This is a genomic window from bacterium, assembly GCA_016703265.1.
GTDB lineage: Bacteria > Krumholzibacteriota > Krumholzibacteriia > LZORAL124-64-63 > LZORAL124-64-63 > CAINDZ01.
This window is the reverse complement of sequence record JADJCK010000003.1, coordinates 618,289-642,186: the sequence shown is the minus strand read 5'-3', so window position 1 is coordinate 642,186 and position 23,898 is coordinate 618,289. Positions and strand designations below refer to the sequence as shown.

Here is a 23,898-nt window from a genome sequence, read left to right as displayed (position 1 = left end):
TCGCGTGACCGACCTGCACCCGAACATCGATTGCCGCGCGGCCGGCAAGTGCGCGATCGCGACGATCGCGCTTGTCGTCGCCTGCCATGCCGGTCCTGCGTCGTCGGCAGTTGCGCCGGTCCCGACAGGCCTTGCCGCTCCGGCGACGGCATCGACCGACACGCTCCATCATGCGGACGTTTCGCTGGCGCGCGCCGTCGTGCTCTGGCGCGACAGCGACCTGCGCGGTGCGGCCGACCTGCTGGCCGGGCTGGACCTGTCGCCGGGCGCTGCCTGGGAGCGTGCCGACCGAGCCGCGTTCCTGCTGGCCGTACTGGAACGCCGCCTGGGACGGCCGCAGGCGCTGCGCGACAAGGCGGCCACAGCCGCCGATGCCACGTCGGCGTCGCCGTACCGTCGGTGGCTGGCGCACCTGGCGCTGTGGGATGCAGCGAGCGAAGGCCTCGCCACTCAAGCCGATCCCCTGACCTCAAGCTCCCGGCCGCTGCCCGCCGATGCCGTCCTGGAAGCGTCGCTGCTCCTGGAGTCGGGCCAGTCCGGGGCGGCGGCCGATCTTCTATCGCGAGTCGAGCCGGAAGGCGATCTGGCCGCGATGCATCTCCAGTTGCTGGTCCTGGCCCTGCAGCAGGACGGCCGCGATCCGCTGCCGGCCCTGCGTCGCCTGGCGGACCTCGACACCGACGGTGGGCCCGGCTCGGCGCTGGTGGCTGCCGCGCGCCTGCAGATGGCGCGCGCGGCGCTGGCGCGAGGCGAGAACCCGGACCAGCACCTGCAGCGCGTGGTCGCCGCCGGCGACGCCACGCCGGATCCGCTGGCGGGACAGGCGCACCGGCTGCTGGCGCTGACGGCACTGGACCGCGGCGACACCACGGCGGCGCTGCATCATCTCGACGAAGCACTCACGCACAAGCTCGCGGGCCTGACCCGTCGCCAGGCACTGCTCGAGCGCGGCGCGCTGTACGGTGCGCGGGGCGACTGGCAGGCAGCCGCCGACGATCATGCCGCCGCCGAGGCGGATTGGCGCCGCGAGCAGGCGGAGCTTGCGGCGCTGGCCGACGGCGCGCGCGACGGCGGCCTTGACGCTGCGTGGTCGGCCTGGACCGCGGTCGAGTCCTGGGATGTCGAACTGCGCCCGGACACGCGCGCCTTGGCTGCGGCGCTGGACGCACTGGCCGAGGCCGCGCTCGACCTCCGCGGACAGCCCGAGGCGGATCCCTCGCGGCTGCTGAAGGCCCAGGCGAGCCGCGAGTCGGACACGGCCGCCGCGGGTTCCGGCGCGGCCGCCGACCACCAGCCGACGACTGCCGAGTTCGACGCATGGCGCCGCCTGCGCGACGGCCTGGCCCGTGCCGAGGCGCAGCGCGCCGAGCGCGCCTGGGACGTCGATCGCCAACTCCAGGAGCGCGATCGCCGGCTGGGGTTCCTGGAGCGCGGGCAGTTCCGCGCGGCGGTCGAGGCCGACACCCTGTCCGCGCTGGCCGGCCGCCTCGATGCGCTGCAGTCGCGACTGGCCGCCGGCCTCGTCACGTTGCGGGCGCTGCATGACCAGGCGCTCGCGGACATCGCTGGACGTACGCAGGCCGCGAACGAGGAACTCCGGCGCAACGCCCTCTACGCAGAGGCCATCCGCCACTTCCACGTGAACGGACCCCAGGACACGCGTCGTGCCACGGCGGCCGCGGATGCGACGGCTGCCGGCGAGTTGCTGGCCCAGGAGATGGCCCTGGCCGGGCAGATGGAATCGTTCAACGATGCGTTCGCGTCGCGCGCCCCGGGCCTGCTCGGTCGCTCGCTGCGCGAGATCTGGGAACCGCGCCTGGTCGAGGGAAACCGCGCGCTGCGCACCACCCTCGAGGCGCACGCCACCCGCACCGCGTCGCTGGCCACGGAACTGGCCAGCCTGACGGCACAGGCGCAGGCCGACGCCGAACTGGCCCGACGCGAACAGGCCCATGCCGCTGCCGTCGCCCACGTGTCCGTGATGGCCGATTCGCTGCAGTCGACGCGCGCGGCGATTGCCGCCGCGGTGGCCGGGCGCGGTCGTCAGCGTTTGGCCCTCGAGCGCGAAGGCATCGATTACCACCTGGCCGATGCCGCCTACTGGCGCGCCGTCGAGGTGGCCACCGACCCGGCCACCGCCGAGCAGGCAGGCCTGGTGGCGCCCGCCCGCGAACTCGCTTCGGCGCGCCTGGACACGTTCCTGACCCGCCATCCGCACAGCACGACACTGAGTGAAGCCCGCTTCCGTCGCGCCGACCTCGACCTCTTCCGTGCCCGCGAGGCCTTCCAGGCGCGCATGGCCGGCTATCTCGACCACGCCGAGTCCGGCGCCGATGCCGCCCGCGCCATGGCGCCGCTGTTCGACGGCGAACGTGCCGCCGCCCTCTACGAGGCGATCCTGCGCGATGACCCCGCCTTCGCGCACAGCGACGCCGTCCTCTTCAACCTGGGCATGCTGAAGGCCGACAGTGGCCAGCCGGGTGCCATGGAACTGCTGGCCCGTCTGGTGCGCGAGTATCCCGCGGCTGCGGGCGCGCAGGAGGCCTGGCTGCGCCTGGGCGACGACCGCTTCGATGCCGGCGACCACGCCGGTTCGGTCCCGCACTACGAGAATGCCGCCGGCGGCAACGACCCGTCATTGGCGGCGATCGCCCTCTACAAGCTGGGCTGGGCCCGCTTCGCCGACGACGGGTTCGCGGAGTCGGGTGTGGCTTTCAGCCGCCTGCTCGACCTGCTCGGCGATGGCGACGGCGCCGTGACCCGCGACGGACAGCCCGTGCCGCACGCCGGCGGACCGGCCAACCTGCGTGAAGAGGCCGGTGACCACCTGGTGCAGGCGCTGCTGCGCGCCGGCGGCGCCCGTGCGTTTGCCGACCATGTCGAGCGCGTCGGCGCCCGCCCCTGGGACGAGCGCACGCTGGCGGCGATGGCCGACCAGGCCGCGCGCTACAGCCTCGACGACGATGCCGTGGCCTGCGACGAACTCTGGCTGCGTCGCTATCCGGAAAGTCCCGGCGCGCTGGCTGCAGCCGAGCGGCTGGTCGGCGCACTCGAGCGCGGCGGCAAGGGCGAGGCCGCGCGCAAGGCACGCCTGGAGCAGGCGCCGCGCTTCCTGCCGGGAAGCTCGTGGCTGGCAGCGACCGATTCGCTGGCGCTGCGCGAACGCGCCGACCGTTTCGCCCGCCGCGCCTACGAGGGCGCCGCCGTGTTCGAGCACCAGGCTGCCCGCGCCGGGCGTGATACCACGGCCTGGTCGCGCGCGCTGGACCACTACGAGACGTTTCTCGCCCACTGGCCCGACGCCGCGGAAGCTCCGCGCCTGGACTACCAGGCGGGCGAGGCCGCGCGCGCCCTGCATGCCCACGAGAAGGCACTGGCCCACTTCGAGGCCGCTGCCCGCAGCGACACCGCCACCTTCGCCGCCGATGCGGCCTGGCAGGCGGTGGCCGTGCGCGACGCGTGGTACCGCAGCACGCTCACGGCGGGTCGCGGCACAGGCGACGATCCGCTGGCGACTGCGCTGCTGAAAGCGGGCGACGACTATCTGGCACGGCATCCGGGCAGCGCACACGCCGCGGAACTGGCCTGGCGCCAGGGCCAGGTGGCCTACGCGCACGGCTGGGACGAGGACGCGGCCGGCCGCCTGCTCGCGTTCAGCCGCAACTACCCGGCCGACGACCACGCCCCCGAAGCGGCCCGCCTGGCCGGCGATGCGCAATATCGTCGCCGCGACTTCACGGCCGCCGGCGCCGCCTACGAACAGGCACTCGCACTGGCAGAGAAGACGGGTCGCAGCAAGCTGGCTGCCGAACTGGCCGCCGTGCTTCCCCTGTGCGCCTACGAGAACGCGGCCGCCGTCGACAGCACGCAGAGTCCTGCCGCCGCAGCCCCGCTCTATCTCGCCGTCGCGACCCGCTGGCCCGGCTATGAGCACGCCTCGCTGGCGCTCTACCGCGCCGGACTCGGGTATGCCGCGGCCGGCGAGCACGACCAGGCTATTGCGGCGTGGGAACGCATCGTGGCTGTTGACGCGCGCGGCACCTACGGGCGCGACGCCGCCGTGCGCATTGCTCAGTCGCAGGAGGCCGCCGGGCGCGCCGCGTCCGCCTCGCTGGCCTGGGCGCGGTTCTCCGAGCTCTATCCCGACGGCGAGGATGCGCCGGCTGCGCTCCTCAAGGCGATCGACCTGCGCGAAGTGGCGGCCGATACGGTCGGGGCCGAGGCGCTGCGCGACGACTACCTGAAGCGGTTCCCGAACGACACCGAGATGGCATTCGCCGTCGCCGGCTCGCGCGCGCGGCGCGAGCTGGACCGGGCCGCGCGCGAAGGCACGCCGGTCGCGACGCTGGTCACCCGGCCCGTCGCGAAGAAGAAGGCTGCCGCCGCGCCGGCGACCGCCGTGCGCCGGTACCTCGACCTGGCCGAGGCGCATCCCGACCAGGCAGATGCCTCGCTGCTGGCCCGGGTCGACTACCTGACGGCCGAGGAAAGCCTGCGCGACTACATCGCCCTGCCTTTGACGCAGCCGCTGCCGGCGTCTATCGAGCGCAAGAACAAGAGCCTGGAAGCGGTGGTGGCCCTGTTCAACCGCTGCGTCGATCGCGGCGACCCCGAGTACGCGCACGCGGCGGCCTATCGCATCGGCGAGGCGGTCGTGCACCTGGGCACGGCGCTGCTTGCGAGCGAGCGTCCCGCAGGCCTGGCCGGCGATGACCTCGCGGCCTACGACGAGGTGCTGCGCGAGCAGAGCTGGACCTTCACCGAGCGCGGCGAGAACGCCTGGGCGCAACTGCTGCGCAAGGCTGATCGCAGCAGCGGCCGCGATCCGGGCGGCTGGCTCGCGCGCACGGAGACCGAACTGTGGCCGCGCCTGGCGCGCCGCTACGTGCACCGTCCCGAACTGGAGTACCCGCTGGCGGCGGCATCGGCCCGCCCGTGAGCGGCCGCGGTCACCGCGGTACGGCCCTTGCAGCCCGGGGGCCGCACCGGCAATGAGGATTGCCATTGTCCCCTTTGTGGGAACGATGGGGAACGATGAGGAAGCAGGCGATGCGCGAGACCGTGAAAATTGCAGCATGCCGGCACACGCCGGACTGGCGACCTGCCACGGTGGTCCTGCTGGCCGTTGCCTCCGGTTGCGCCGGCGGCGCGCGTCCGGTCCTCGAGGCCACGCTGCCGCCCGTCGGGGAGATGGTGACCGCCGTCGTCGATACGCTGCCGCCGACCATCTCTTCGCCGGCTGCCGAGGTCACGCGCTGGAGCGCCGGCCAGTATCGTCTGGGCCGTCATGCCGAGGCCGTTGCGTTGCTGGAGCCGTGGCTCTCGGCGCACCAGGATGCCTCGCCGGCCGTGCGTGCGGCGCTTGCGGTGCATCACGAGGCGCTCGGCCAGGTGGACGAGGCCGCGGCGGCGCTGGCGCCCTGCGCGGTCGATGATCCCGCCGTGGCCCGCGCCCGCACGTGGCTGAACCTGCGCGGCGACGGCTTCACGACGGCACTCGACGATGCGAAGCGAGCCGCCGAACTGGCGCCGGACAGCGCCGCCGACCGCAACAACTACGGCATCGCGCTGCTGTACGCCGGGCGTCCGGCCGAGGCGCGCGAGGCGTTCCTCGCGGCGCGCGAGATGGACCCGGCGCTGCCGGGCGCGCTCTACAACCTGGCCATCGTCGAGTCGGTCTACTTCTTCGACGACGATTCGGCGCGCCGCTGGCTCGCCGCGTACCGTCGCCTGGACGATGCGGATCCGGACGGCCTGTTCGAGACGCTGGGCGGCAACGTGGCCGTCGTGCAGGAGGTCCTGCCGTGAGTCGCCGTACCTGCCTGGCCCAGTTGATGGTCGCGACCTCGCTCCTCGCGGGCGCGGGCGCCGACGCCGCCACGAACTCCGATGATGCCGGCAAGCGTGCAAGGACGCTCGAGGCCATCACCATCGAGGGCGACATCGAGGCGCCGCAGGTCCAGTTCATCACCTCGCGGGATCGCCTGCGCTTCGCGGACGACGCGGGGCGCCAGTACCGGCCGCGGGCCCTCGAGGTCCTGGAAAGTCTCCGGGCGCCGGTGCGGTTGCGCGTTGTCTCGCCGCCCGGTTGCCCACGATTCGAGTCGATCCCATTGCGCTAGTCGACGGGCAGGACGCGGTCGGGCCCGGAACGGCCGCGGCAACAAGGAGTGGTACCGATGAACGGATTGTCCCAGTTCGCCGCCTTCTTCACCTCGGGCGGCCCCTTCATGTACGTGATCCTCGTGGTCGCGGTGCTGTGCCTGGCCCTGGCCGCCGAGCGGCTGTGGGTGATCGGGCGTGCCGCTTCTGTCAACAGCGCCAAGCTCACGCGTGACGTGCTGCGCCTGGCCGCCGCGGGCAACGATGCCCAGGCCGTGGAGCTGTGCCGCCAGGTCAAGGGCCCGGTGGCCAACGTGGCGCTGGCGGTGCTTACGCGCGGGTCCACCGACGAGACGTCGCTGCAGAGCGCGGCCGACGGCGCCGCCATCGTCGCCCTGCCGCCCCTGTCGCGGCGCCTGCCGTTCCTGAACATCCTGGCCAACTCGGCCACGCTGCTGGGACTGCTCGGCACGATCTTCGGCCTGACCACGGCCTTCTCGGCCGTCGGCGCTGCCGATCCGGCGATGCGCTCGACGTTCCTGGCCGCCGGCATCTCGCAGGCGCTCAACACGACCGCCCTGGGCCTCATCGTCGCCGTGCCGACGCTGCTGGCGCACGGCTTCCTGTCGAGCCGCGTCGAGGTGCTGGCCGACGAGGCCGACGAGATGAGCGTGCGCCTGATCCAGGCCATCGTGTCGCGTCGCGGCGGCACTTCGCACAGCAAGGCGGCGTAGGCCCATGCCCGCGCGTGATCGCCGCCGCCGCGGGTTCCGGGAGGTCGTGGCCGACGATGTCGACCTGCTGCCCCTGATGAACCTGTTCGTGGCGCTCATTCCCATGCTGCTGGTCTCGGCGGTGTTCCTGAACATCACCGTGATCGACATGAAGGCTCCCGGTGACGAGGCTGCCCAGGCCCGGGCCGAGCAGGCCCGCGTGGAACTGGCGCTGTCGGTGACCATCTCGGCCGGCAGCTACGTCGTCGAGGGCAATGGCCTCGAGCGTGTCTCGGTGGGGCGCAACGACCCCGAAGCGGCCGCGCAGCTCGCGAAGGTGCTGGCCGGCGTGGCCGGGCAGTACCCCGACAATCGCGACGTGATGATCGTCTCGCAGTCCGACACGCGCTACGAGGACATCGTCCGCGTCATGGACATCTCGCGCGAGGCCGGCCTGCCCGGCGCCTCGCTGCTGGCGGCGAACTAGGCGGCAACGCCCCGGCCCGCGCGTGTGTCGCCGGCCGCAACGGAAGGACGGACGATGCCTCTGCGAAAAGGACGACGCCGGCGCAAGCCGACCGTGTCGGCGCCGCTGCGGCTGACGTCGATGATGGACATCCTGACGGTGCTCCTGCTGTTCCTGCTGAAGAGCTTCGTCGCCGAGGGCGAGGTCATCACGCCGGCGCCGGGCGTCAGCCTGCCGGAATCGACCAGCAAGACCACGCCCGAATCTTCGGTGGTCGTCGCCATCCTGGACGACAAGATCATGCTCGACGGCCGCGTCGTGGCGCAGGTGCCGGCGGGCGCCCGCGGCGACGACCTGCTGATCCCGGCACTGGCCGAGCAGCTGGACCAGAGTCGGCTGCAGGGCCAGGCCATCGCCGAGCGGCGTGGCGACGCCACCTCGTACGTGCCCAAGCTGGCGATCCAGGGCGACCGCGACATTCCGTTCAACGTGCTGCAGCGCGTGATGTACACCTGCAACCACAGCGGCTACGGCGACATCGCCCTGGTCGTGATGGGAGCGTCCTGATATGGCGGGCGCCCTGAACTCCGTCGATCGCGTCTATCACCAGCCCATCTGGGGCCGCACCGACCCGGTGCTGCGCCACAGCCTGGTCGGTGCTTCCGCGGTCGGCTTCGTCCTCCTGGTGGCGATCCTGCTGGCGCCGGCCCTGCCGCCGCAGCCGGTCACGTTCGAGCAGGTGCCCGATCGCATCGCGCGCCTGATCTTGGAAAAGCCGCGGCCGGCCGCGCCCGCACGCGTGGAGCCGGCGCATCTGCCGGAAGCGCGCCCGGTGGCCGATCCGGTCGTGGCGAAAGCGCCGGTGCCCGCGCCGGCGCCCGCACCGAAAGCAGACACACAGCGCCCGGCGCCGCAGCGTCGCGCCGAGCCGGCGCCATTGGCTCCCGACCAGGGCGTGCGCGGTCGTGAACAGGCGAAGACCGAAGTGGCGGCCAACCTGAAGCAGGTCTCGGGCTCGCTCGACAAGGCGCTCGGTGACCTGGCGCAGGCATTGCCGAAGGCCGGGTCGGGCCCGGCCGCTCCCGCTGGCCGCGGTCCGGGCGGACGTTCGCGCCAGGTGCGCGCCGCGCGTTCGGGCGACCAGGTCGGCGGCGTGGAGGGGCGCACGCAACTGGCGGCCGTCGACGTCGGCGGTTCGGGTCTCGGCGGCGGCAGCGTGAGCATCGCCGGACTCACCGATCTTGAAGGCGGCGGCGGGCCGGGCGGCACCGGTTCGGGCGGCACCGGGCCCGGCGGCACCGTGAACGGCAGCGGCGCCGGCAGCGGCAGCGAAGGCCGCAGCAACGCGTCGCTGCTGGCCGTGGTGCGCCGCTACGCCGCAGGCATCCAGTTCTGCTACGAGAACGAGCTCAAGCGCAACCCCGGCCTGCGCGGCAAGCTGGTGTTCAGCCTGACCGTCAATGCCGCCGGCCGCGTCACCGAGGTGGTCGTGGTGGAGGACGCGCTGGGCGCCGGGCCGGTCTCGACCTGCGCCCTGGCCCAGATCCGCGACTGGGTGTTCCCGCCCGTCGAGGGCGGCCTGACCACGTTCCGCGCGCCCTTCGTCTTCACGCCGCCGCAGTAGTCCGGCGCCAACTCCCCGGCTGCGGGCCCGCGCCCGCTGGTGTAGCATGGGCCGACCACGCCCATGCTCACCAACGCCAGGGGGATTCCGCCATGAGCACCCACCCGGTCCCGCGCCGCGCTGCGGCCGCTCCGCTCCTGCTGTTGCTGTCGCTGGCGGCCACCGGCTCGGCGCACGCGGCCCGCGGCGAGGCCACGCGCTCGGCCGTCTACGGCCGCAGCGGCATGGTCTGCGCCGCGCAGCCCCTCGCCGCACAGGCCGGGCTCGAGATCCTGAAGCAGGGCGGCAGCGCGGTCGACGCGGCCATCGCCATCAATGCCTGCCTGGGTTTGATGGAGCCGACAGCCAACGGCATCGGCGGCGATCTCTTCGCGATCGTCTGGGATCCGGCCACGCAGCGCCTGCACGGGCTCAACGCCTGCGGCCGCTCGCCGCTGGCGCTCACCGCCGACAAGGTGCCGCCCGAGCCTGACGGGACGATCCCTTTGTACTCGCCGTACTCGTGGAGCGTGCCGGGCACCGTCGACGGCTGGGCGCAGCTGCATGCGAAGTTCGGCCGCCTGCCGCTGGCGCAGGTGCTGGCGCCGGCCATCGCCTATGCCGAGGACGGGTTCCCGCTCTCGCCGGTGATCGCCTCCGACTGGGAGCGCGGCGGCAGGCGGTTCCGCGACTTTCCCGGCTTTGCCGAGGTCTTCCTGCCGGGCGGCCGCGCCCCGCTTGAGGGCGAGATCTTCCGCAACCCGGCGCTCGCGCGCACGCTCCGGCTCGTTGCCGACGGCGGCGCCGACGCCTACTACCGCGGTCCCATCGCCGACGAGATCGTGCGCTACTCGCGCGAGCACGGCGGCTTCTTCGCAAGCGAGGACTTCGCGCGGCACACCTCGGAGTGGTGCGAGCCGGTATCGGTGAACTACCGCGGCTACGATGTCTGGGAGCTGCCGCCGCCGGGGCAGGGCATCGCCGCGTTGCAGCTGCTCAACCTCATCGAGCTGTACGACGTGAAGGCGATGGGCCGTGATTCGGCCGACTTCTGGCATGTGTTCACCGAGGCGAAGAAGGTCGCCTTCGCCGATCGCGCCCGCTACTACGCCGATCCGCTCTTCGCCAAGGTGCCGGTCGCGGGCCTGCTCTCGAAGGACTATGCCCGCGAACGCGCCCGCGGCATCAGCCTGGAAACTGCTGCTTTACGCGACCTGCCCGGCGACCCGCCCGCGCTCAGCCGCATGGAGACCACCTACCTGTGCGCGGCCGACAGCAGCGGCATGATGGTCTCGCTCATCCAGTCCAACTACACGGGTTTCGGTTCGGGCTACGTGATCCCGTCGCTCGGCTTCTGCCTGCAGGATCGCGGCAACCTCTTCGACCTGCAGCCCGGCAGGCCGAATTCGCTGGAGCCTGGCAAGCGGCCCTTCCACACCATCATCCCCGCGTTCGTGACGAAGGACGGCCGGCCGCTGATGGCCTTCGGCCTGATGGGCGGCGACATGCAGCCGCAGGGCCATGCGCAGGTCATCGTCAACCTGGTCGATTTCGGGATGAACCTGCAGGAGGCGGGCGATGCGATCCGCTTCCACCACACGGGCTCGTCCGAACCGACGGGCACGGTGATGACGGACGGCGGCGTGCTGCACATCGAGGACGGATTGCCGGCAGCGGTGCTGGAGGAACTGAAGCGGCGCGGCCACACGCTGGAAAGCGAACCGGTGGGCGCCTACGGCGGCTACCAGGCCATCCGGCGCGACCCGGACACCGGCGTCTACTGCGGCGCCACCGAGAAGCGGAAGGACGGCTGCGCGCTCGGCTACTAGCGGTACAGCTTCAGCAGGAACGGAAGCTCCATGTCGCCGGGATCGCCGGCGCGCGCTTCCTCGAGCAGGGCCAGGCCGCCGGCGTGATCCCCGTCGAGCAGGTGCGCCAGCGCCTCGGTCACCTTCGCCTGGCTGCGGGCCGCCACGGCCAGCCGCGCCTCGTCCGGCACGTTGCTGAACACCGAGGCCGGCGCCACGCGCGCCGCGGCCAGCAGCCGCAGGTTGCGCACGAGGTTGTCCGGGTCCAGGCAGCCGGGCGCGAAGAATTCCGTGTAGCAGCGATCGTCGGTGTTCTTCGGCAGTGCGCCGCACAGGCGCTCGATGGCCGCCGCGTCGAGCACGAGCGTGGTGGCCAGGTGGTACGGCTCCAGGTGGAAGCTGGAGTCGCGGCCCAGCGAGCCGACGCGCGCCGACCACTGCGCGAAGTCCAGCCGCAACGGCGTCGTCGTGCCGAGCAGCACCGCATGGTACTGGCCCAGCCAGACCGTTCCCTCGGGAAACACCGAATGGAACGTGCCGATGATGCCCAGCAGCTCGCGCTCGCCCAGCTTGTGCAGCGGCAGGTACTGCGAGACCATGCCGCCGGGGTTCAGGTGGTCGCGGCATAGTTGGAACCATTCGGCCGTGTAGAGGCCGCCCGAACCGAGGATGGGGTGCGTCGGGTCGCACGAGATCAGGTCGTAGCGCCGGCCCGAGCGCTGCAGGTGATGACGGCCGTCGCCGGCAATCAGGCGCAGCCGCGGGTCGCGAGCCACGTCGCGATTGAGCTCGCGGTAGTGGATGGCCGCATCGCGTAGCCCCGGCACCAGTTCCACGCACTCGATGCTCTTCACGCCCGGCTGCGCGGCGATGGCCGAGGTGGTCACGCCCATGCCGAAGCCGACCACCAGCACGTCCTTCACGTCCAGGCCGGCCAGGTACGGCAGGTGGCCGACCATCTTGACCGCCTTCACCGCGTCGTACGAGGAGCCGATGACGGCGCTGTTGTTGACGAACGAGTACTTCGTGGCCTCGGGACCGCCGCGATCGCGCCCCACCGAGAGCGTGCCCTCGACCGTCTCGCGATAGACCAGCAGGTCGCGCCCGAACTTCACGAACGAGGGCGGCAGGATGGGCACCACCGGCAGCAGCAACGCCGTCACCAGCACGACGGCCGCCGCGGCGCCCGGCGCCAGCCGCTCCAGCGTGGGCCGGCCGCTGCGCGGGCCGACCAGCGCGGCGGCGCCCAGCAATGCGGCAGCCACCAGCAGCACCGAACGCACCGCGCCCAGCCAGGGCAGCAGCACAAGCGCCGCCAGCACCGGGCCGAGCACCGAGCCGGCCGTGTTGACCATCAGGGTGAAGCCCACGTCGCGACTGAGCGAGCCGCGGTCGCGCACCACCAGCCGGCAGGCCAGCGGCAGCGCATAGCCCGCGCAGGCCGCCGGCGGTAGCACGATGAGCAGCGCGGCCACCAGCGGGATCACCAGCACGCGCAGGTACGGATCGGCCAGCGCCGACTCGAAGGGGAACATGAGCACCTGCGGCAGCTTCGCCGCCAGCGCCAGGGCCACCAGCGTCAGCAGGCCGAACAGCGCGATGGCGCGCGACAGCGCGCGTGGCCGGCGCTCCGGCCGCGGGCCGCGGCGCGCCAGCCAGGCGCTGCCGGCAAACGAACCGGCGATGGCCACCGCCGCCACCAGCGCGAACGTGTAGCTCGTGTTCGTGAAATAGACGCGGAACATGCGAAACCACAGCACCTGCAGCGCCAGGCTGGCCAGGCCACAGGTGAAGGTGGCGAGCAGAATCGCGTTGCGCGCCACGCTGCCGCCCGCGACATCCGCCGGCTTCGCCTTGCGGCCGGCCGTCGACGCAGGCGCCTCCATTGTCGGTGCAGCCGCCGCCATCGCAACGCCCGACCCCTCATGCCGCCGCGACCACGCCAGCAGCCAGCCCGCCAGCAACAGGTCCATCACGACAGCCAGCGCGATGGTACCCCGCTGCCCCAGCGCGCCGAGCAGCACGAATCCGGTCGCCAGGGCGCCGGCGGCGCTGCCCAGCGTCTCGATGGCATAAAGCCGTCCCAGCGAACCCGTGATCGAAGCCTTCGCGCCGATCGCCAGCCGACTGAGCACCGGGAACAATCCGCCCATCAGGAACGCGGGCACGAGCAGCGCGATGATCGCCACGGCGTAGGAAGCGGCGACCGGCGCCCCGGCCAGCGCGGGCACCACGCCGGCCACGATCGCCTGGCCCGCGGCGCTCAACACGCCGATCCCGCCGAGCAGCAGGGCCAGCAGCCGCGCGGGATGCGTGTCGGCATCGGCACGGCGGCCCCAGGCCCAGGCCCCGGCGCCCAGCCCGGCCATGAAGGTGCTGAGCACGACCGTGGCCGCGGACACCGTGGCGCCGAGGCTGAGCGCCAACTGGCGGTGCCAGCACACTTCGTAGACCAGGAAGGTGAAGCCGGACAGGAAGACGACCAGCGGCAGCAGGCGGATGTCGCGACGGTCGGGGCTCATGACGCTCGCAGACTGGGGCGTGACGACAACAAGGCGACGGCCCCTCGCCGTCGCGCGAAGCCCAAGCATAACATCGCGGCCCGGACCAGCGATAGCCTGCGTTCAGGCCGCCTTGCGCATCGCTTCAGGCCGTCGCAGCCGGCTTCGCCGCCGCTTCGCCAGCAGCGGGGCCGCGAACATCCAGATGCCCGTCACCCACATGACGAACAGGATGATGCCCGCGGGCAGGAACACGCCCAGCCGCCCCGCCTCGCCGCCGAAGAACGAACCGTCGTGCAGCGACTCGATCAGGTCTGAGCGACGGTAAGCGCTCTGCAGCACGCGACCGGTGCCCAGGTCCACCTGCGCCTCCCAGCCGTTCTTCAGCCAGACCTTGGCCACCCCGCGCCCCGGGCGCACGTCCAGCCGGCGCACATCATCCCATCCGGCCACCTGCAATGCGGGTACGGCGCGCACGCCGTCGAGGATGGTCTCGAACCCGACCACCGGCACGGTCCCGGTGCCGCGCTGCTCGGGCGGCTGCACCCAGGTCCAGTGCTTCTTCACCTGTAGCATCAGCCCGGTGGTGATGATCACCAGCACCGGCAGGGCGACCAGGGCGGTGGCCCAGTAGTGGGTCCGGCGGTTGAGCAGGCTGGCCTTCATGGAGATGCGGCCCTTTCGGAGGTCGCGAAGCAGGGAAGGGGGCAACCGGTTTGATACGCGGCAAGGCGGGCGGCGGTTCCCGGGCTAAGGCGAGAACGTCACCACGGCGCCGGCCGTCCACCAGCCGTCGAGCCCGTCGGTGACGTCGACCAGCGCCGCGTGGCGACGCACGGTCAGGCCGTAGTCGTGGCCGTGGCTGTCGCGCAGGCGCAGGCCGAGGCCGAGATGGGCCGAGGTGAACACGTCGTTGGCCAGCGAGACGCCGAGGCCGCCGTCGAGCCACGGCCGCCAGCCGGCGGTCGCCGGCGTCCAGCGAAGGTCGAGGCTGATCGTCGCGATCGACTGCAGTTCGGTGTAGGTGCCGTTGCCGCTGCTGGGCGGTACGTCGGCGCGCCCGCCGAGCGCGTGGAAGCGGATGACCGGTCCCAGATCGACCCCGGGCGCCGGTCGGCCGAGCAGGCCGGCGCCCAGTTCCAGGCCTTTGGTATCGTAGGTGTCGCCGGCCGCGGCGGCGTGGCCGAACTCGACCAGCACACGGGTGTAGACAGGCGGCTTTTCGATTGGTGACTTGTCTGTCTGTGACTTGTCGCTCGCAGCAGCCACCCGCGCCGCGGCGATCGCCCCGGCGCGCGCCTTGTCGTCTTCCGGCCACACAGCGTGCCAGGCGTGGCTCGTCGCACCCACGCCGGCGCCAAGCAGGCTGCCGGCCATGCCCGTGACAGCACCGCCGGCCATGGCGCAGCCGATGATGACGGGCACGTCACTGGTCTCCTCGCCGCCCAGCCCCGCGAGTGCCGAACCCACCAGGCCACCGAGAAGCGCGCCGATCACGAACCCGGATCTTCCGCCCGTCTCGCGGCCTTCGGCGGCGCCCGATCGCCGCTGCTGCACGCGCGCAACCTGACTGAGGACCACCGGCACGCGCCGGCTGTCCTCGGCGTGCGGCGCCAGCCAAAGCGTGTCGCCGGTGATGGCGCGGGGAAAACCCTCGAACTCCTCGCGCGAGAGCAGCGACAGGCGCAGCATGCTGCGGCCGCCCAGCGCCCTCAGGAACGCGTGCAGGCGCGCGGTTTCGGCGGAATCGGCGGATGCTGATCGGGATGCCCGCGCGGGTGGCGCCGGCGGTGCCGGCGGCACGGGCCGCGGCAGCGGCGGCAGCGGCGCCGGCGGCACGTTGGGCTGCGGGGGCATGCGCAGCGGGTACTGCGCCGCGGCCGGGCAGGCGGTGCACAGGCAAGCCAGCAGGAGGAGTGTTGCGCGCATGCTCACGGTCCGAACGTGATTCCCGCGGACACGGCCCAGAATCGGCCGCGCTCGCCGTCGGTGCCGGTCAGCGCGAAGTAGCGTCGCAGCGCCAGGCTGTACTCGTTGTGGTTGTCGCCCCGCCAGCGCAGGCCTGCGCCCAGATGGGCGCCCAGGAAGAGGTCACCCGCAGCGCACCAGCCGATGCCGCTGTCGAAGAACGGCCGCGACCCGACCGTCGTACTGTTCACGCGCACATCCAGGCCGAGCGACAGCTGGCTGCTCGTCGAAGTGGGATACGGCACGTAGTCGTCGTAGGGGTAGTAATACTGGTACTCGTTCAGGACCAGGCCCCTGATGTTGTGGTACTCGACGAAGGGACCCATCTCGACGCGATCGCCCAGGCGTCGCAGGATCCCCAGGCGCCCGCCGGGTCCGCTGCCGTCCTCGATCGCGTCCGTGTCGTGCGACCAGCCCGCTTCCACGCACATCCGCGTGCGGGCGACGGTCCCGTCGGGATGTTCACCGCCCTGGCTGTCACCCAACGGCCAGATCGTGTACCAGTCGTGTGTCATGGCCCCGACGCCGGCGCCGATGCCGCTGCCGAACAACGCGCCGGTGCCCGCGCCCATGAGGCTGGCCATCGCGACCACGCCGACATCGCCGATATCGTCGTCGCCGTCTTCGGAGATGGCCGCCACGACCACGCCCAGCAGCACGCCGAGCCCGCCGCCCACCAGCGCGCCCGACTTGGCGCCCCAGCCGGCGCCCCGGGCCAGGCCCGATTGACGCTGCTGCACCCTGATGATGTCAGTCACGGGCGCCGCCAGCAGGTGCGCCGGGTCGGGGGTCGCGATGCCGGCGGCGTACTCGGTCGGCGGCACCAGCAGCAGCGTGTCGCCATAGACGCGCCAAGGATGGCCTTCGATGATCTCGCGGGTCGATAACGTCACGCGCAGCGGGTACTTCGCGTCGACGGTGGCCAGGAGCTCGCGCAGGTCGCGCGGCGCCACCGGCTCCGCCAGCGGTCCGGTCGCGAACTCCGTGGAGCGGTCGTCGGCGCGCGCGCCGCTGGCCACGGCCAGAACCATCATCGGCAGCAGCAGGCGGGCAAGACGGGACATGGATGCTCCGGTTGGCCCGGGTACAATGCTGAATACGGCCGGTCGGCCACCGTGAACATAGTCATTGCCGATAGCGCTGTCAGCCGGTTAGTGATGGTGTATCATGATGGGTACCCCGAAAGCCTGGAGGGAACATGGCGCACAATCCCTGGCTGGAGATTCCGCTGGCGGACTACGAGGCGCACATGGCGCTGCCGCAGGTGGCGCAGGCCGCCCTGCTGGGCGATGTCCTGGCTGACCTGCTGCGGGCGCATCGCCCGGCCTCGGTGGCCCTGCTCGGCTGCGCCGGCGGCAACGGCTGCGAGCTCATCGACCCCGCGGTGACGCGGCGCGTGGTGGCCGTGGACCTGAACCCCGCGTATGTGAACACTTCCCGCGCGCGCTTTGCCGACCGTTTCGCGTGCTTCGAGACGATCTGCGGCGATGTGGAGCAGGACCTGCGCTGCGAGCCCGTGGCACTGGCCTACGCGGCCCTCCTGTTCGAGTATGTCGAAGTGGCGCCGGCTCTGCGCACCGTGGCCGCCATGCTGGCCCCCGACGGCGTGCTGGCCGTGGTGCTGCAGGAGCCGAGTCCCGATGTGGCCGCCGTGACGCCGTCGCCGTACGTCAGCCTCGGCGCCCTGGCCGCGCGCCTGCGGCACGTGGACCCGGACGCGCTGGCCGATGCGGCAGAAGACGTGGGCCTGACCGAAACCTCATGCCGGCGGGAGTTGTCCGCCGGCGGCAAGAATTTCGTCGTGAAGACTTTCCAGCACGGCTCCAGGCCGTGACAACCGGGAGCAGATGCCAGGTGGACGACCAACTCAGCTTCTACGAGAGCAAGCTTGCCTTCGAGATAGACAGCTTCGACCTCAATGAACTGCGCATGACCAATGCCGCCGTCGTCGTGATCGACGCCCGCTCTGCAGCGGCCTACGAACGCGAACATATTCCCGGCGCCATCAGCCTGCCGCATCGTGAAATCAACGCCGACACCACGACGACATTCGACCGCTCCGCGCTCTACATCACCTACTGCGACGGCATCGGCTGCAACGCCTCGACGAAGGGCGCGCTGGCCCTGTCGCGCCTGCGTTTCCGCGTGAAGGAACTGGTCGGAGGCGTGGAATGGTGGAAGCGCGACGGCTTCCCCACCACCGGCGGCAAGGGCGCAGGCAACAGCAGTTGCGGCTGCGGCTGAACCGGCGCCGTTGCGCCGGCGCAAGTATCCACCGACTCTGCCGGGAAAGGCCCGCCCATGCACACACCCGAGGCCCTGCTCGACCTGCACGATCGCTGCCACCGCAACCTGCGCGACCTGCTCGCCCACTGCGCCACGCTGGACGCCGCCGACCTGAACCGCGAACTGCCCGGCTTCGGCTATCCCACCGTGCGCCTGCAACTGCACCACGCCATCGGCGGCGAGGAGTACTGGATCGGCGTGCTGAACGGCATCGTCCGGGTCGACGACAACGATGCCGACTTCCCCACCATCGCCACGCTCGAGGCCTGGCGCGCCCGCGTCTTCGCCGCCACGGAGTCGTACCTGCGCGCCGTCGCCGTCGAGACGCTCAACACCGCGCGCCCGCACGCCACCTGGGGCGGCCGCACGCGCACCTTTGCGCCGGCGCACGCCGTGCTGCGCACACAGACGCATCTGTATCATCACCAGGGCCAGGTCGTGGCCATGTGCCGGTTGCTGGGGAAGCCGTCGGGAGGGTTTGATTTTCCGATGTGGTAGGTGGTCGCTGGGCTTGGCTCGCGATGGCTGTCGACCGGCGGGCGTGCGCTGGAGGAGTGTTTCATGCGAACGTTGCTTCTATTGTCAGCATTGGTCTGCGCTGCGCCTGCAGCTGGCGCCGTACTGCGTGTAGAGCGCGACGGCCACGGAGACTACTTGTCGATCCAATTGGCGGTAGATGCGGCGGCCAGTGGCGATACGATCCTGATAGGGCCGGGACGCTACAATGAGGGTGCGATCTGGACAACGCCCGGCTGGACCGCGTTCGTACGCGTTGTTGTGAGGCAAGCAGAACTCACTTTGATCGGGGCGGGCCCCGAGTTGACGATAATCGGTCCCACAACAACCTGGGATCTCACCCAGGGCGGGAATCGGGGAATGGACGCGGGCACGTATTGGGGCAATCGGCGCGTCTTTGTTTCGGGCATTGGCTTCGAGAACATGGGATACGGAGTGACTTGTGCTGAAGCACCTGATGCCGCAGTCTTCACGAACTGTCGTTTTCGGGCCAACGCCCATTCGATGTTGTGTGCATTCGGCGGCTCCCTTGAGGTTCGTGATTGCAGCTTTGACCAGGTATACCGCAACTATCAGCACATTGTGGCATCCGGGCTGTCATCCGTATTGATCAGTGATTGCGACTTCAGCCTGGCAACGGTCAACACCTGGAGTCAGACCGGCGTTCATCTACAGGGTGTACCATCCGCAGTCGTGACGGACTGCAGATTCCTTGGCGGAGCTTCTGGCTTGGCGCTTCTTGGCGTAGATGCCGCCACGGTTTCGAATTGTATGTTTTCCACGCAAACGGCAGGCAGAGTCGAAGTGTCGAATGGCATGATCATTGGCTACAGTACGGCGAACTTGACAGACTGCACATTTGACTCTCAGGTGAATGCGGTGTGGGCCAGCGAGCGCCCCAATATCCGGATGGAACGAGTCAGCATCTTGGATGTCGCAATGGCCTCATTGAACTTCGACTCGATGAACTCATTGGTGGTGCACGAGAGCCTTCTTGCTCGGGGCGCACAGTACACTATCCTGCAAAACTACCCTTGCGATGAGAGTCCGCAGGGCGAAGGGTTGCCCCATTTCGACCTGACAAACAATGACTGGGGAACGTCAAGCGCCGACAGCATTGCCTCGTGGATCCGTACGTGCGACTACATTGTGGACTTCGTCCCATTCATCGGGCAGCCGGTGGCCGTTGAGAAAAGGTCGTGGGGGGATCTTAAGGCGCTTTTTCGGTAAAGATTTTCCATTTTTCTCTCTCGCATTCACGCTGCGCGCCCCGACCGAGGAGCTAATCATCTTTCGCACGGGAATCGACAGGGGTCTTGGTGGACTACGTTTGAGAACGGCGCTCACCCGCGCCCAAGCCCGCGCCGCCCTGCGCATGTTGAATCCGACTTTGCTTGCAGTGGAGCAGCGGCTGGCGCCGCGCGTGATCATGTCTCCGTCGCGGCCCGGGAAAGTGGCGACGTCGTCAGTGGCCGTTTCCGTAGCTAGGAAGGCACGACGCAACATCGCGCGCTACCCTTGGCTGATTCGGTGATCGCGATGACTTGCGCGCGCCATTGACGACGAGAACCATTGCATTGCCGCCCCCACGAGCGTGAAATTGCTGCGAGCAAGACAATTTCATTTGACGATACCAATGCGCGGCTGTAGCCTCATCTCGATTTCTATCGCACCGCCTTGTTGCGGCAGTATCCAGCGCAGTTGCCCAAGGCTGGATTCAGCATGGCTCAGATTGGGGCGAAACGTGATGGGGGGTGTCTCGCCGGCATGATTCGGCCCCGTCCATTTGTGCTAAGGTTCCGGACCGCGGCGCAAGCCTGCACTATCCATACCCCAAGTGGGCAACGAGTTTCGCCGGGCGATTCAGCTTTCAACAAGACTCGGACGGATCTATTCGCTCTAGCGCGGTATGCCTGCGCCGTCAGTCCCCAGCCAAGCATACGACAGCATTCGCTGGCCTCGTGCAGGACATTTGCGAATCGGAGGATGACATGGTTACGGCAAGATTGGACCAGATCGACGGCCGACGGCTGCTCTTGGCAGCGCTGCTGCTTACCTGCGTTGCTGCCGTACCGCCGGTGTACGCGCAAGAGGTGATCTTGTCGGTTTTTGGTGATGCTGCCGGCGGGCCGGGACAGGATTATGGTGCTGCCGCAGCATCGGGCTACTTCAACAACGACGATCAACTGGATTTGGCCGTCGGCGCCCCCTATCACATGTTGCACGGAGGCGCCGTATTTGTGTTGTGCGGCCCGTTTATCGACGGGGTGCCGGCTGGAGGTGCGATCAGCCTCCCGCAATTGCCCAACGACAACGGGGAGTTTGGGCGTGCGGTCTCGTTCGCTGAATCATATACAGTCGATTCTGTCCTGGGTGTTCGGCCGACATGCGTCGTGGGTGCCCCTTACGCAAACAACCAGCGCGGCCGAGTAGTTGACTACGCGCAGCTTTCGCAATCTCTGGAAGAAGATGTGCTGTCGTTCTCTATTGGTATTACAGATTACCTGGATACTGCAGACCATGCGGGCCACGTGGTATCGTCCTGCGATTTCAACGGAGACACCTACGCCGATGTGATTGTTGGCACAGACCACCACATCTCCGATGCATTGACGGGGAAGGTCTTTGTCTTCTTTGGCGGGCCCAATAAGGACAACCGATTCGACGTCATCATACGGCCGACATATCAGCGCGTGGGTGGCTGGTCGCAGTTCGGCGGGGTGGTCGCTGGAGTTCGAAGCATCACTGGGGACAACTGCGGAGATCTGATCATCGGTGACGCCGATCGCGGCTCTGTCTACATAGTCTTCGGCCGGCCCTTAGAAAAGAGCCACGACGATCCACCATTCGAAATCCTCATTTCTGGCAGCGGCGGGGAAGCACTTGTGAAGACTGTTCCTATCGATGGGATTGTGCAAGCGGCCGGGGTGGCGATCTAACTGGTGACACCGTCGCGGATATAGTATTGGCAACCCGCACGTCGTCAACAGGCACCGTGTACGTGTGCCCTGGGCCGATCACGGTCTCCGGGCCGCTTTCGTTTCACGCGACAATAGATGGACCGGCTACTTTTGGCGAGCAGCTCGACTTGCGGGGTGACGTGGATGGCGATGAATTCAATGACCTAATCATAGGGGGTCGGCGCGTAACGACCTATGGACAGAGCACCGGCCGGGTCTCCATTGTACTTGGTGGCCCTCGGCTACTGCAAGGTGCAGTGGTTCACTGCCCCTGGAACGCAATAACGACCAGATCAGTGTGGCAATTGGTGCCGCCGGGCCTGGAGAACGGCGCAGAATTCGGCTCATCCGTGGGGTACCTCGGCGATCAGGACGGCGATGGAAAAGACGAGATCTTTGTGGGAGCGCCCGCAGCGGGTACTCCGACTGGGCAACCGGGAGAGCTATTCGGCTTCAATCTTTCGGAATCGGCAATTGACATTGCCGCAGAGGCCGCGCCGATAACGGCAGGGCCTACCTGCGGCGCTTCTAACCTATTAGCGGTCCATGTTGAGTCGCCGGCCGCGGTCGATGTCTTTGCCGACGTATCTGACCTTGGCGGCGGCGCTTACCCGGTGCAGCTCTTCGACAACGGTCTCAATGGCGATGTGACGCCAGGTGACCTCATTTACTCCGCAAACGTTGCTGGTGCTCTCTATGACACCTCAACGAAGACAGTCGAGGTGTTCGCACGCGGCCAGGCAGCTAGCGGCGGCTTCGCAATCAAGAATGTCCAGGTACCAATCCTCCCCTCGCCGCTGGTTGCCCCGTACGCCGAGTATCCGCTGTCCAAGTCAAGTCCTGCGCTCCCACTATTTGCCGTACGAGTCTCCCCGTGCGGTGGCGCGCCTACGCAAGTAAGAATGACCGCTCCATCCGGCTTCTACTGGGGCCAACTCAATCTGACCGATCAAGGGCCGCCCGGCGATTTGGTTGCGGGAGACGGCATATGGTCTTATTCGGGAAGCGACACGGACATCATCCTGCCGCCACCGGGGTTTTACGACTTCATCTACATCGTGAACTACCCAGATGACATCTTGTCAGGAACGGCTAAGTTCCAAGTCATTGAGCCGACGGCCGTCAGTTACGTGAATAAGTCGAGCGGGACCGGGCTCGACTATGCTGGCCAGCCGTACAGCAGCGTTGCCGTTGATTTCACGCCGGGTCCGGGTGCAAAGGACTTGTTCATCAGCATGCTCGCCGAACGTGGCGCGTTGTACAAGTGTAGTTTCGTTAGTTCGGCGGGTGTCCCGCATTTCCAGTCCGGCTCGTCGAGCGACACTGGTGGCGAGTTGCCCCCAGTCGGCATTTTGGGACTTGCGGCAGCAGACTTCAACAACGACGGCCGCGATGATCTGTTTGTTGCGGCACAGGAGCAGGGAGGGGCTCGTCTATATCAGGCCGCGGCGTCCGGCAATGCCGTATTGCAGAACGTGACGAGCGCTTTGATTCCCAGCGATGCACTTGATAACTCCCTTACTGGAGCTTGGGGTGATTACGACCGCGACGGTCGCCTGGACCTTTTCGTGGGCTGCGGCGTTGTAACAGGGGAGCCAGGCGTTGACTCCGGTACACCAGCAAACGGAATCCTGTTGCGCAATGACACCCGCAGTGGTGGCGGATTCGTGGATGTTTCCGCCTCGACTGGGGTTGGTAATCTGGCCCAATACGCCGTAACTGCCACATGGGGTGATATCAACGGCGACAAGTTCCCAGACCTCTTCGTCGGCGATGCAAGTGAGTCCGGTACCGCCAGCAGGCTGTTCAGGAATGGCAAGGATGGCGGCTTTGCCGACGAAGGCAGCACTCGTTTCGGCGGGAATCTGAATTCGGTGGTCGGAGCTTGCTTTGGAGACGTGGATGCGGACGGCGATCTAGATCTGACCGTGGCGACGCGTACCGGAGCCGCGATTCGAATCAACACAAGTGCAGGAACCTACACTTCAATCGTCCCAGTAGGCGCCGCGACGACTGTTAGTGGCGTGAACGTATTTGACTTCGACTACAATGGTGTCCAAGACGTGCTCTTGCTGTCCGCGGATAGTGCATCGACGCCGAAGCTTTTCAGGGGTGCGTCGAGCGGCGGCAATCTGTCGTTCGCGGACGTAACGAGTGCTGTGGGCCTGAACTGGCCAGGTAAGATCGGCGGAAGTGTACTGTCTGACTTCAACAACGATGGCGACCTTGACTTGTATCTCGGTCGAGCCATTGCTGAAAGTGCACACTTCTTCACCGCTGCCGGACTGGACCCGACCACCGACGCATATACGCAGAATTGGCTGCGAGTGACGCTCACGTCGAACCTCGGAGTTCCCAACAACTACAAGGGGATTGGCGCCAAGGTAACCGCAACGCAAGGCGCAAATCAGTTTGTCCGTGTTGTCGACGGCGGCAGCGGCCGCGGGGGACAAGATGACAGTGTGCTGATATTTGGCTTGCCTAGCAGTGCCCCTGTGGATCTTGTGTCCGTTGCGTGGCCGAACGGATACGTCCAGAGTATCAGCGGGCCAATCTCGGTGGGCACTGTCTTTAATGTGGTGGACGATACGCAGGCGTTCTCCGTAACGCAAGCCACGGGAGGCTACGAGATCATTCCCTGCGAGGGCGTGAATCGGTGGAATTTCACGTGGAAAACTAGCGTCGGCACAAATCCGGCGCTTGATCGTATCGTATACAAGATCGACGACGCGGACCTGCAAAATGGTGGCACCATGGTGTTGGCGACTGACGCGGGTGTCAGCCATCTGTGTACCGTGAATGCTGCCGGCGCGTACGTGCATTCAATATCGTACGTAGTGCCATGCGGTGCTGATCGCGTCGTCTATTTCGCTGCAACTAGTGCGGCGGTGACGGAGACTACCAGCCAGACTAGGAGCTTTGCAGAGTCCATTTGCTCGGTCTGTGACCCCAACCAGCAGTAGAAGGAGCGTGGG

Annotated in this window: 18 protein-coding genes; 14 read left to right on the top strand and 4 right to left on the bottom strand. The window is 68.5% G+C overall.

Annotation, left to right across the window (positions count from 1 at the left end; genetic code table 11):
• Nucleotides 1-4 precede the first annotated feature (4 nt).
• The 8 genes from IPG61_06975 to ggt all read left to right on the top strand — a co-directional run bounded on the left by IPG61_06975 (nt 5) and on the right by ggt (nt 10,713).
• Complete coding sequence (locus IPG61_06975; protein ID MBK6733822.1) at nt 5-4,939, top strand: hypothetical protein; 4,935 nt, start codon at nt 5-7, stop codon at nt 4,937-4,939.
• A gap of 110 nt (nt 4,940-5,049) precedes the next feature.
• On the top strand, nt 5,050-5,808 hold the full coding sequence (locus IPG61_06970; protein MBK6733821.1) for a hypothetical protein: 759 nt from the start codon (nt 5,050-5,052) through the stop codon (nt 5,806-5,808).
• Nucleotides 5,805-6,122 carry a hypothetical protein gene (locus IPG61_06965; GenBank protein MBK6733820.1) on the top strand — a complete coding sequence of 106 codons (318 nt, stop codon included), beginning with the start codon at nt 5,805-5,807 and terminating at the stop codon, nt 6,120-6,122. Before IPG61_06970 ends, IPG61_06965 begins: the two co-directional genes overlap by 4 nt.
• Nucleotides 6,123-6,179: 57 nt before the next feature.
• Nucleotides 6,180-6,836 carry a MotA/TolQ/ExbB proton channel family protein gene (locus IPG61_06960; protein ID MBK6733819.1) on the top strand — a complete coding sequence of 219 codons (657 nt, stop codon included), beginning with the start codon at nt 6,180-6,182 and terminating at the stop codon, nt 6,834-6,836.
• Between the two features lie 4 nt (nt 6,837-6,840).
• Nucleotides 6,841-7,302 carry a biopolymer transporter ExbD gene (locus tag IPG61_06955; GenBank protein MBK6733818.1) on the top strand — a complete coding sequence of 154 codons (462 nt, stop codon included), beginning with the start codon at nt 6,841-6,843 and terminating at the stop codon, nt 7,300-7,302.
• 54 nt (nt 7,303-7,356) lie between these two features.
• The gene (locus IPG61_06950; GenBank protein MBK6733817.1) at nt 7,357-7,848 is read left to right on the top strand and encodes a biopolymer transporter ExbD; all 492 of its coding nucleotides are present in this window, start codon (nt 7,357-7,359) and stop codon (nt 7,846-7,848) included.
• A gap of 1 nt (nt 7,849) precedes the next feature.
• The gene (locus IPG61_06945; GenBank protein MBK6733816.1) at nt 7,850-8,905 is read left to right on the top strand and encodes an AgmX/PglI C-terminal domain-containing protein; all 1,056 of its coding nucleotides are present in this window, start codon (nt 7,850-7,852) and stop codon (nt 8,903-8,905) included.
• Between the two features lie 92 nt (nt 8,906-8,997).
• Nucleotides 8,998-10,713: a gamma-glutamyltransferase gene (gene ggt, locus IPG61_06940; protein MBK6733815.1), complete on the top strand. Its 1,716-nt coding sequence runs from the start codon at nt 8,998-9,000 to the stop codon at nt 10,711-10,713.
• Here ggt and IPG61_06935 read toward each other — a convergent pair.
• The 4 genes from IPG61_06935 to IPG61_06920 form a co-directional block, all read right to left on the bottom strand.
• Complete coding sequence (locus IPG61_06935; GenBank protein MBK6733814.1) at nt 10,710-13,214, bottom strand: fused MFS/spermidine synthase; 2,505 nt, start codon at nt 13,212-13,214, stop codon at nt 10,710-10,712. The two genes, ggt and IPG61_06935, sit on opposite strands and share 4 nt — an antisense overlap.
• A gap of 102 nt (nt 13,215-13,316) precedes the next feature.
• Nucleotides 13,317-13,859: a PepSY domain-containing protein gene (locus IPG61_06930; GenBank protein ID MBK6733813.1), complete on the bottom strand. Its 543-nt coding sequence runs from the start codon at nt 13,857-13,859 to the stop codon at nt 13,317-13,319.
• Between the two features lie 84 nt (nt 13,860-13,943).
• The gene (locus tag IPG61_06925; protein MBK6733812.1) at nt 13,944-15,122 is read right to left on the bottom strand and encodes a hypothetical protein; all 1,179 of its coding nucleotides are present in this window, start codon (nt 15,120-15,122) and stop codon (nt 13,944-13,946) included.
• A 2-nt stretch (nt 15,123-15,124) separates the two neighbouring features.
• Nucleotides 15,125-16,225, bottom strand: coding sequence for a hypothetical protein (locus tag IPG61_06920; protein ID MBK6733811.1), 1,101 nt, complete (start codon nt 16,223-16,225; stop codon nt 15,125-15,127).
• Nucleotides 16,226-16,359: 134 nt separating this feature from the next.
• On the opposite strand from IPG61_06920, the gene IPG61_06915 reads away from it, so the two are divergent.
• The 6 genes from IPG61_06915 (at nt 16,360) to IPG61_06890 (ending at nt 23,886) form a co-directional block, all read left to right on the top strand.
• Complete coding sequence (locus IPG61_06915) at nt 16,360-16,995, top strand: class I SAM-dependent methyltransferase (protein ID MBK6733810.1); 636 nt, start codon at nt 16,360-16,362, stop codon at nt 16,993-16,995.
• Nucleotides 16,996-17,015: 20 nt separating this feature from the next.
• Nucleotides 17,016-17,405: a rhodanese-like domain-containing protein gene (locus tag IPG61_06910; GenBank protein ID MBK6733809.1), complete on the top strand. Its 390-nt coding sequence runs from the start codon at nt 17,016-17,018 to the stop codon at nt 17,403-17,405.
• 57 nt (nt 17,406-17,462) lie between these two features.
• The gene (locus tag IPG61_06905; protein MBK6733808.1) at nt 17,463-17,945 is read left to right on the top strand and encodes a DinB family protein; all 483 of its coding nucleotides are present in this window, start codon (nt 17,463-17,465) and stop codon (nt 17,943-17,945) included.
• A 63-nt stretch (nt 17,946-18,008) separates the two neighbouring features.
• Nucleotides 18,009-19,193 (top strand): hypothetical protein, encoded by a 1,185-nt coding sequence (locus tag IPG61_06900; GenBank protein MBK6733807.1) that lies wholly within the window; start codon nt 18,009-18,011, stop codon nt 19,191-19,193.
• A 761-nt stretch (nt 19,194-19,954) separates the two neighbouring features.
• On the top strand, nt 19,955-20,902 hold the full coding sequence (locus tag IPG61_06895; protein MBK6733806.1) for a hypothetical protein: 948 nt from the start codon (nt 19,955-19,957) through the stop codon (nt 20,900-20,902).
• Nucleotides 20,903-21,219: 317 nt separating this feature from the next.
• A complete protein-coding gene (locus tag IPG61_06890) occupies nt 21,220-23,886 on the top strand; it encodes a CRTAC1 family protein (protein ID MBK6733805.1) in 2,667 nt (888 codons plus the stop codon).
• Nucleotides 23,887-23,898 lie beyond the last annotated feature (12 nt).

What these genes read in the sequence shown, in the direction of transcription:
- IPG61_06960 (MBK6733819.1), top strand. Translation starts at nt 6,180, where the DNA reads ATGAACGGATTGTCCCAGTTCGCCGCCTTCTTCACCTCGGGCGGCCCC.
- IPG61_06920 (MBK6733811.1), bottom strand. Translation starts at nt 16,225, where the DNA reads ATGTCCCGTCTTGCCCGCCTGCTGCTGCCGATGATGGTTCTGGCCGTG.
- IPG61_06900 (MBK6733807.1), top strand. Translation starts at nt 18,009, where the DNA reads ATGCGAACGTTGCTTCTATTGTCAGCATTGGTCTGCGCTGCGCCTGCA.
- IPG61_06970 (MBK6733821.1), top strand. Translation starts at nt 5,050, where the DNA reads ATGCGCGAGACCGTGAAAATTGCAGCATGCCGGCACACGCCGGACTGG.
- IPG61_06915 (MBK6733810.1), top strand. Translation starts at nt 16,360, where the DNA reads ATGGCGCACAATCCCTGGCTGGAGATTCCGCTGGCGGACTACGAGGCG.
- ggt (MBK6733815.1), top strand. Translation starts at nt 8,998, where the DNA reads ATGAGCACCCACCCGGTCCCGCGCCGCGCTGCGGCCGCTCCGCTCCTG.
- IPG61_06945 (MBK6733816.1), top strand. Translation starts at nt 7,850, where the DNA reads ATGGCGGGCGCCCTGAACTCCGTCGATCGCGTCTATCACCAGCCCATC.
- IPG61_06930 (MBK6733813.1), bottom strand. Translation starts at nt 13,859, where the DNA reads ATGAAGGCCAGCCTGCTCAACCGCCGGACCCACTACTGGGCCACCGCC.
- IPG61_06905 (MBK6733808.1), top strand. Translation starts at nt 17,463, where the DNA reads ATGCACACACCCGAGGCCCTGCTCGACCTGCACGATCGCTGCCACCGC.
- IPG61_06955 (MBK6733818.1), top strand. Translation starts at nt 6,841, where the DNA reads ATGCCCGCGCGTGATCGCCGCCGCCGCGGGTTCCGGGAGGTCGTGGCC.
- IPG61_06895 (MBK6733806.1), top strand. Translation starts at nt 19,955, where the DNA reads ATGGTTACGGCAAGATTGGACCAGATCGACGGCCGACGGCTGCTCTTG.
- IPG61_06935 (MBK6733814.1), bottom strand. Translation starts at nt 13,214, where the DNA reads ATGAGCCCCGACCGTCGCGACATCCGCCTGCTGCCGCTGGTCGTCTTC.
- IPG61_06925 (MBK6733812.1), bottom strand. Translation starts at nt 15,122, where the DNA reads ATGCGCGCAACACTCCTCCTGCTGGCTTGCCTGTGCACCGCCTGCCCG.
- IPG61_06950 (MBK6733817.1), top strand. Translation starts at nt 7,357, where the DNA reads ATGCCTCTGCGAAAAGGACGACGCCGGCGCAAGCCGACCGTGTCGGCG.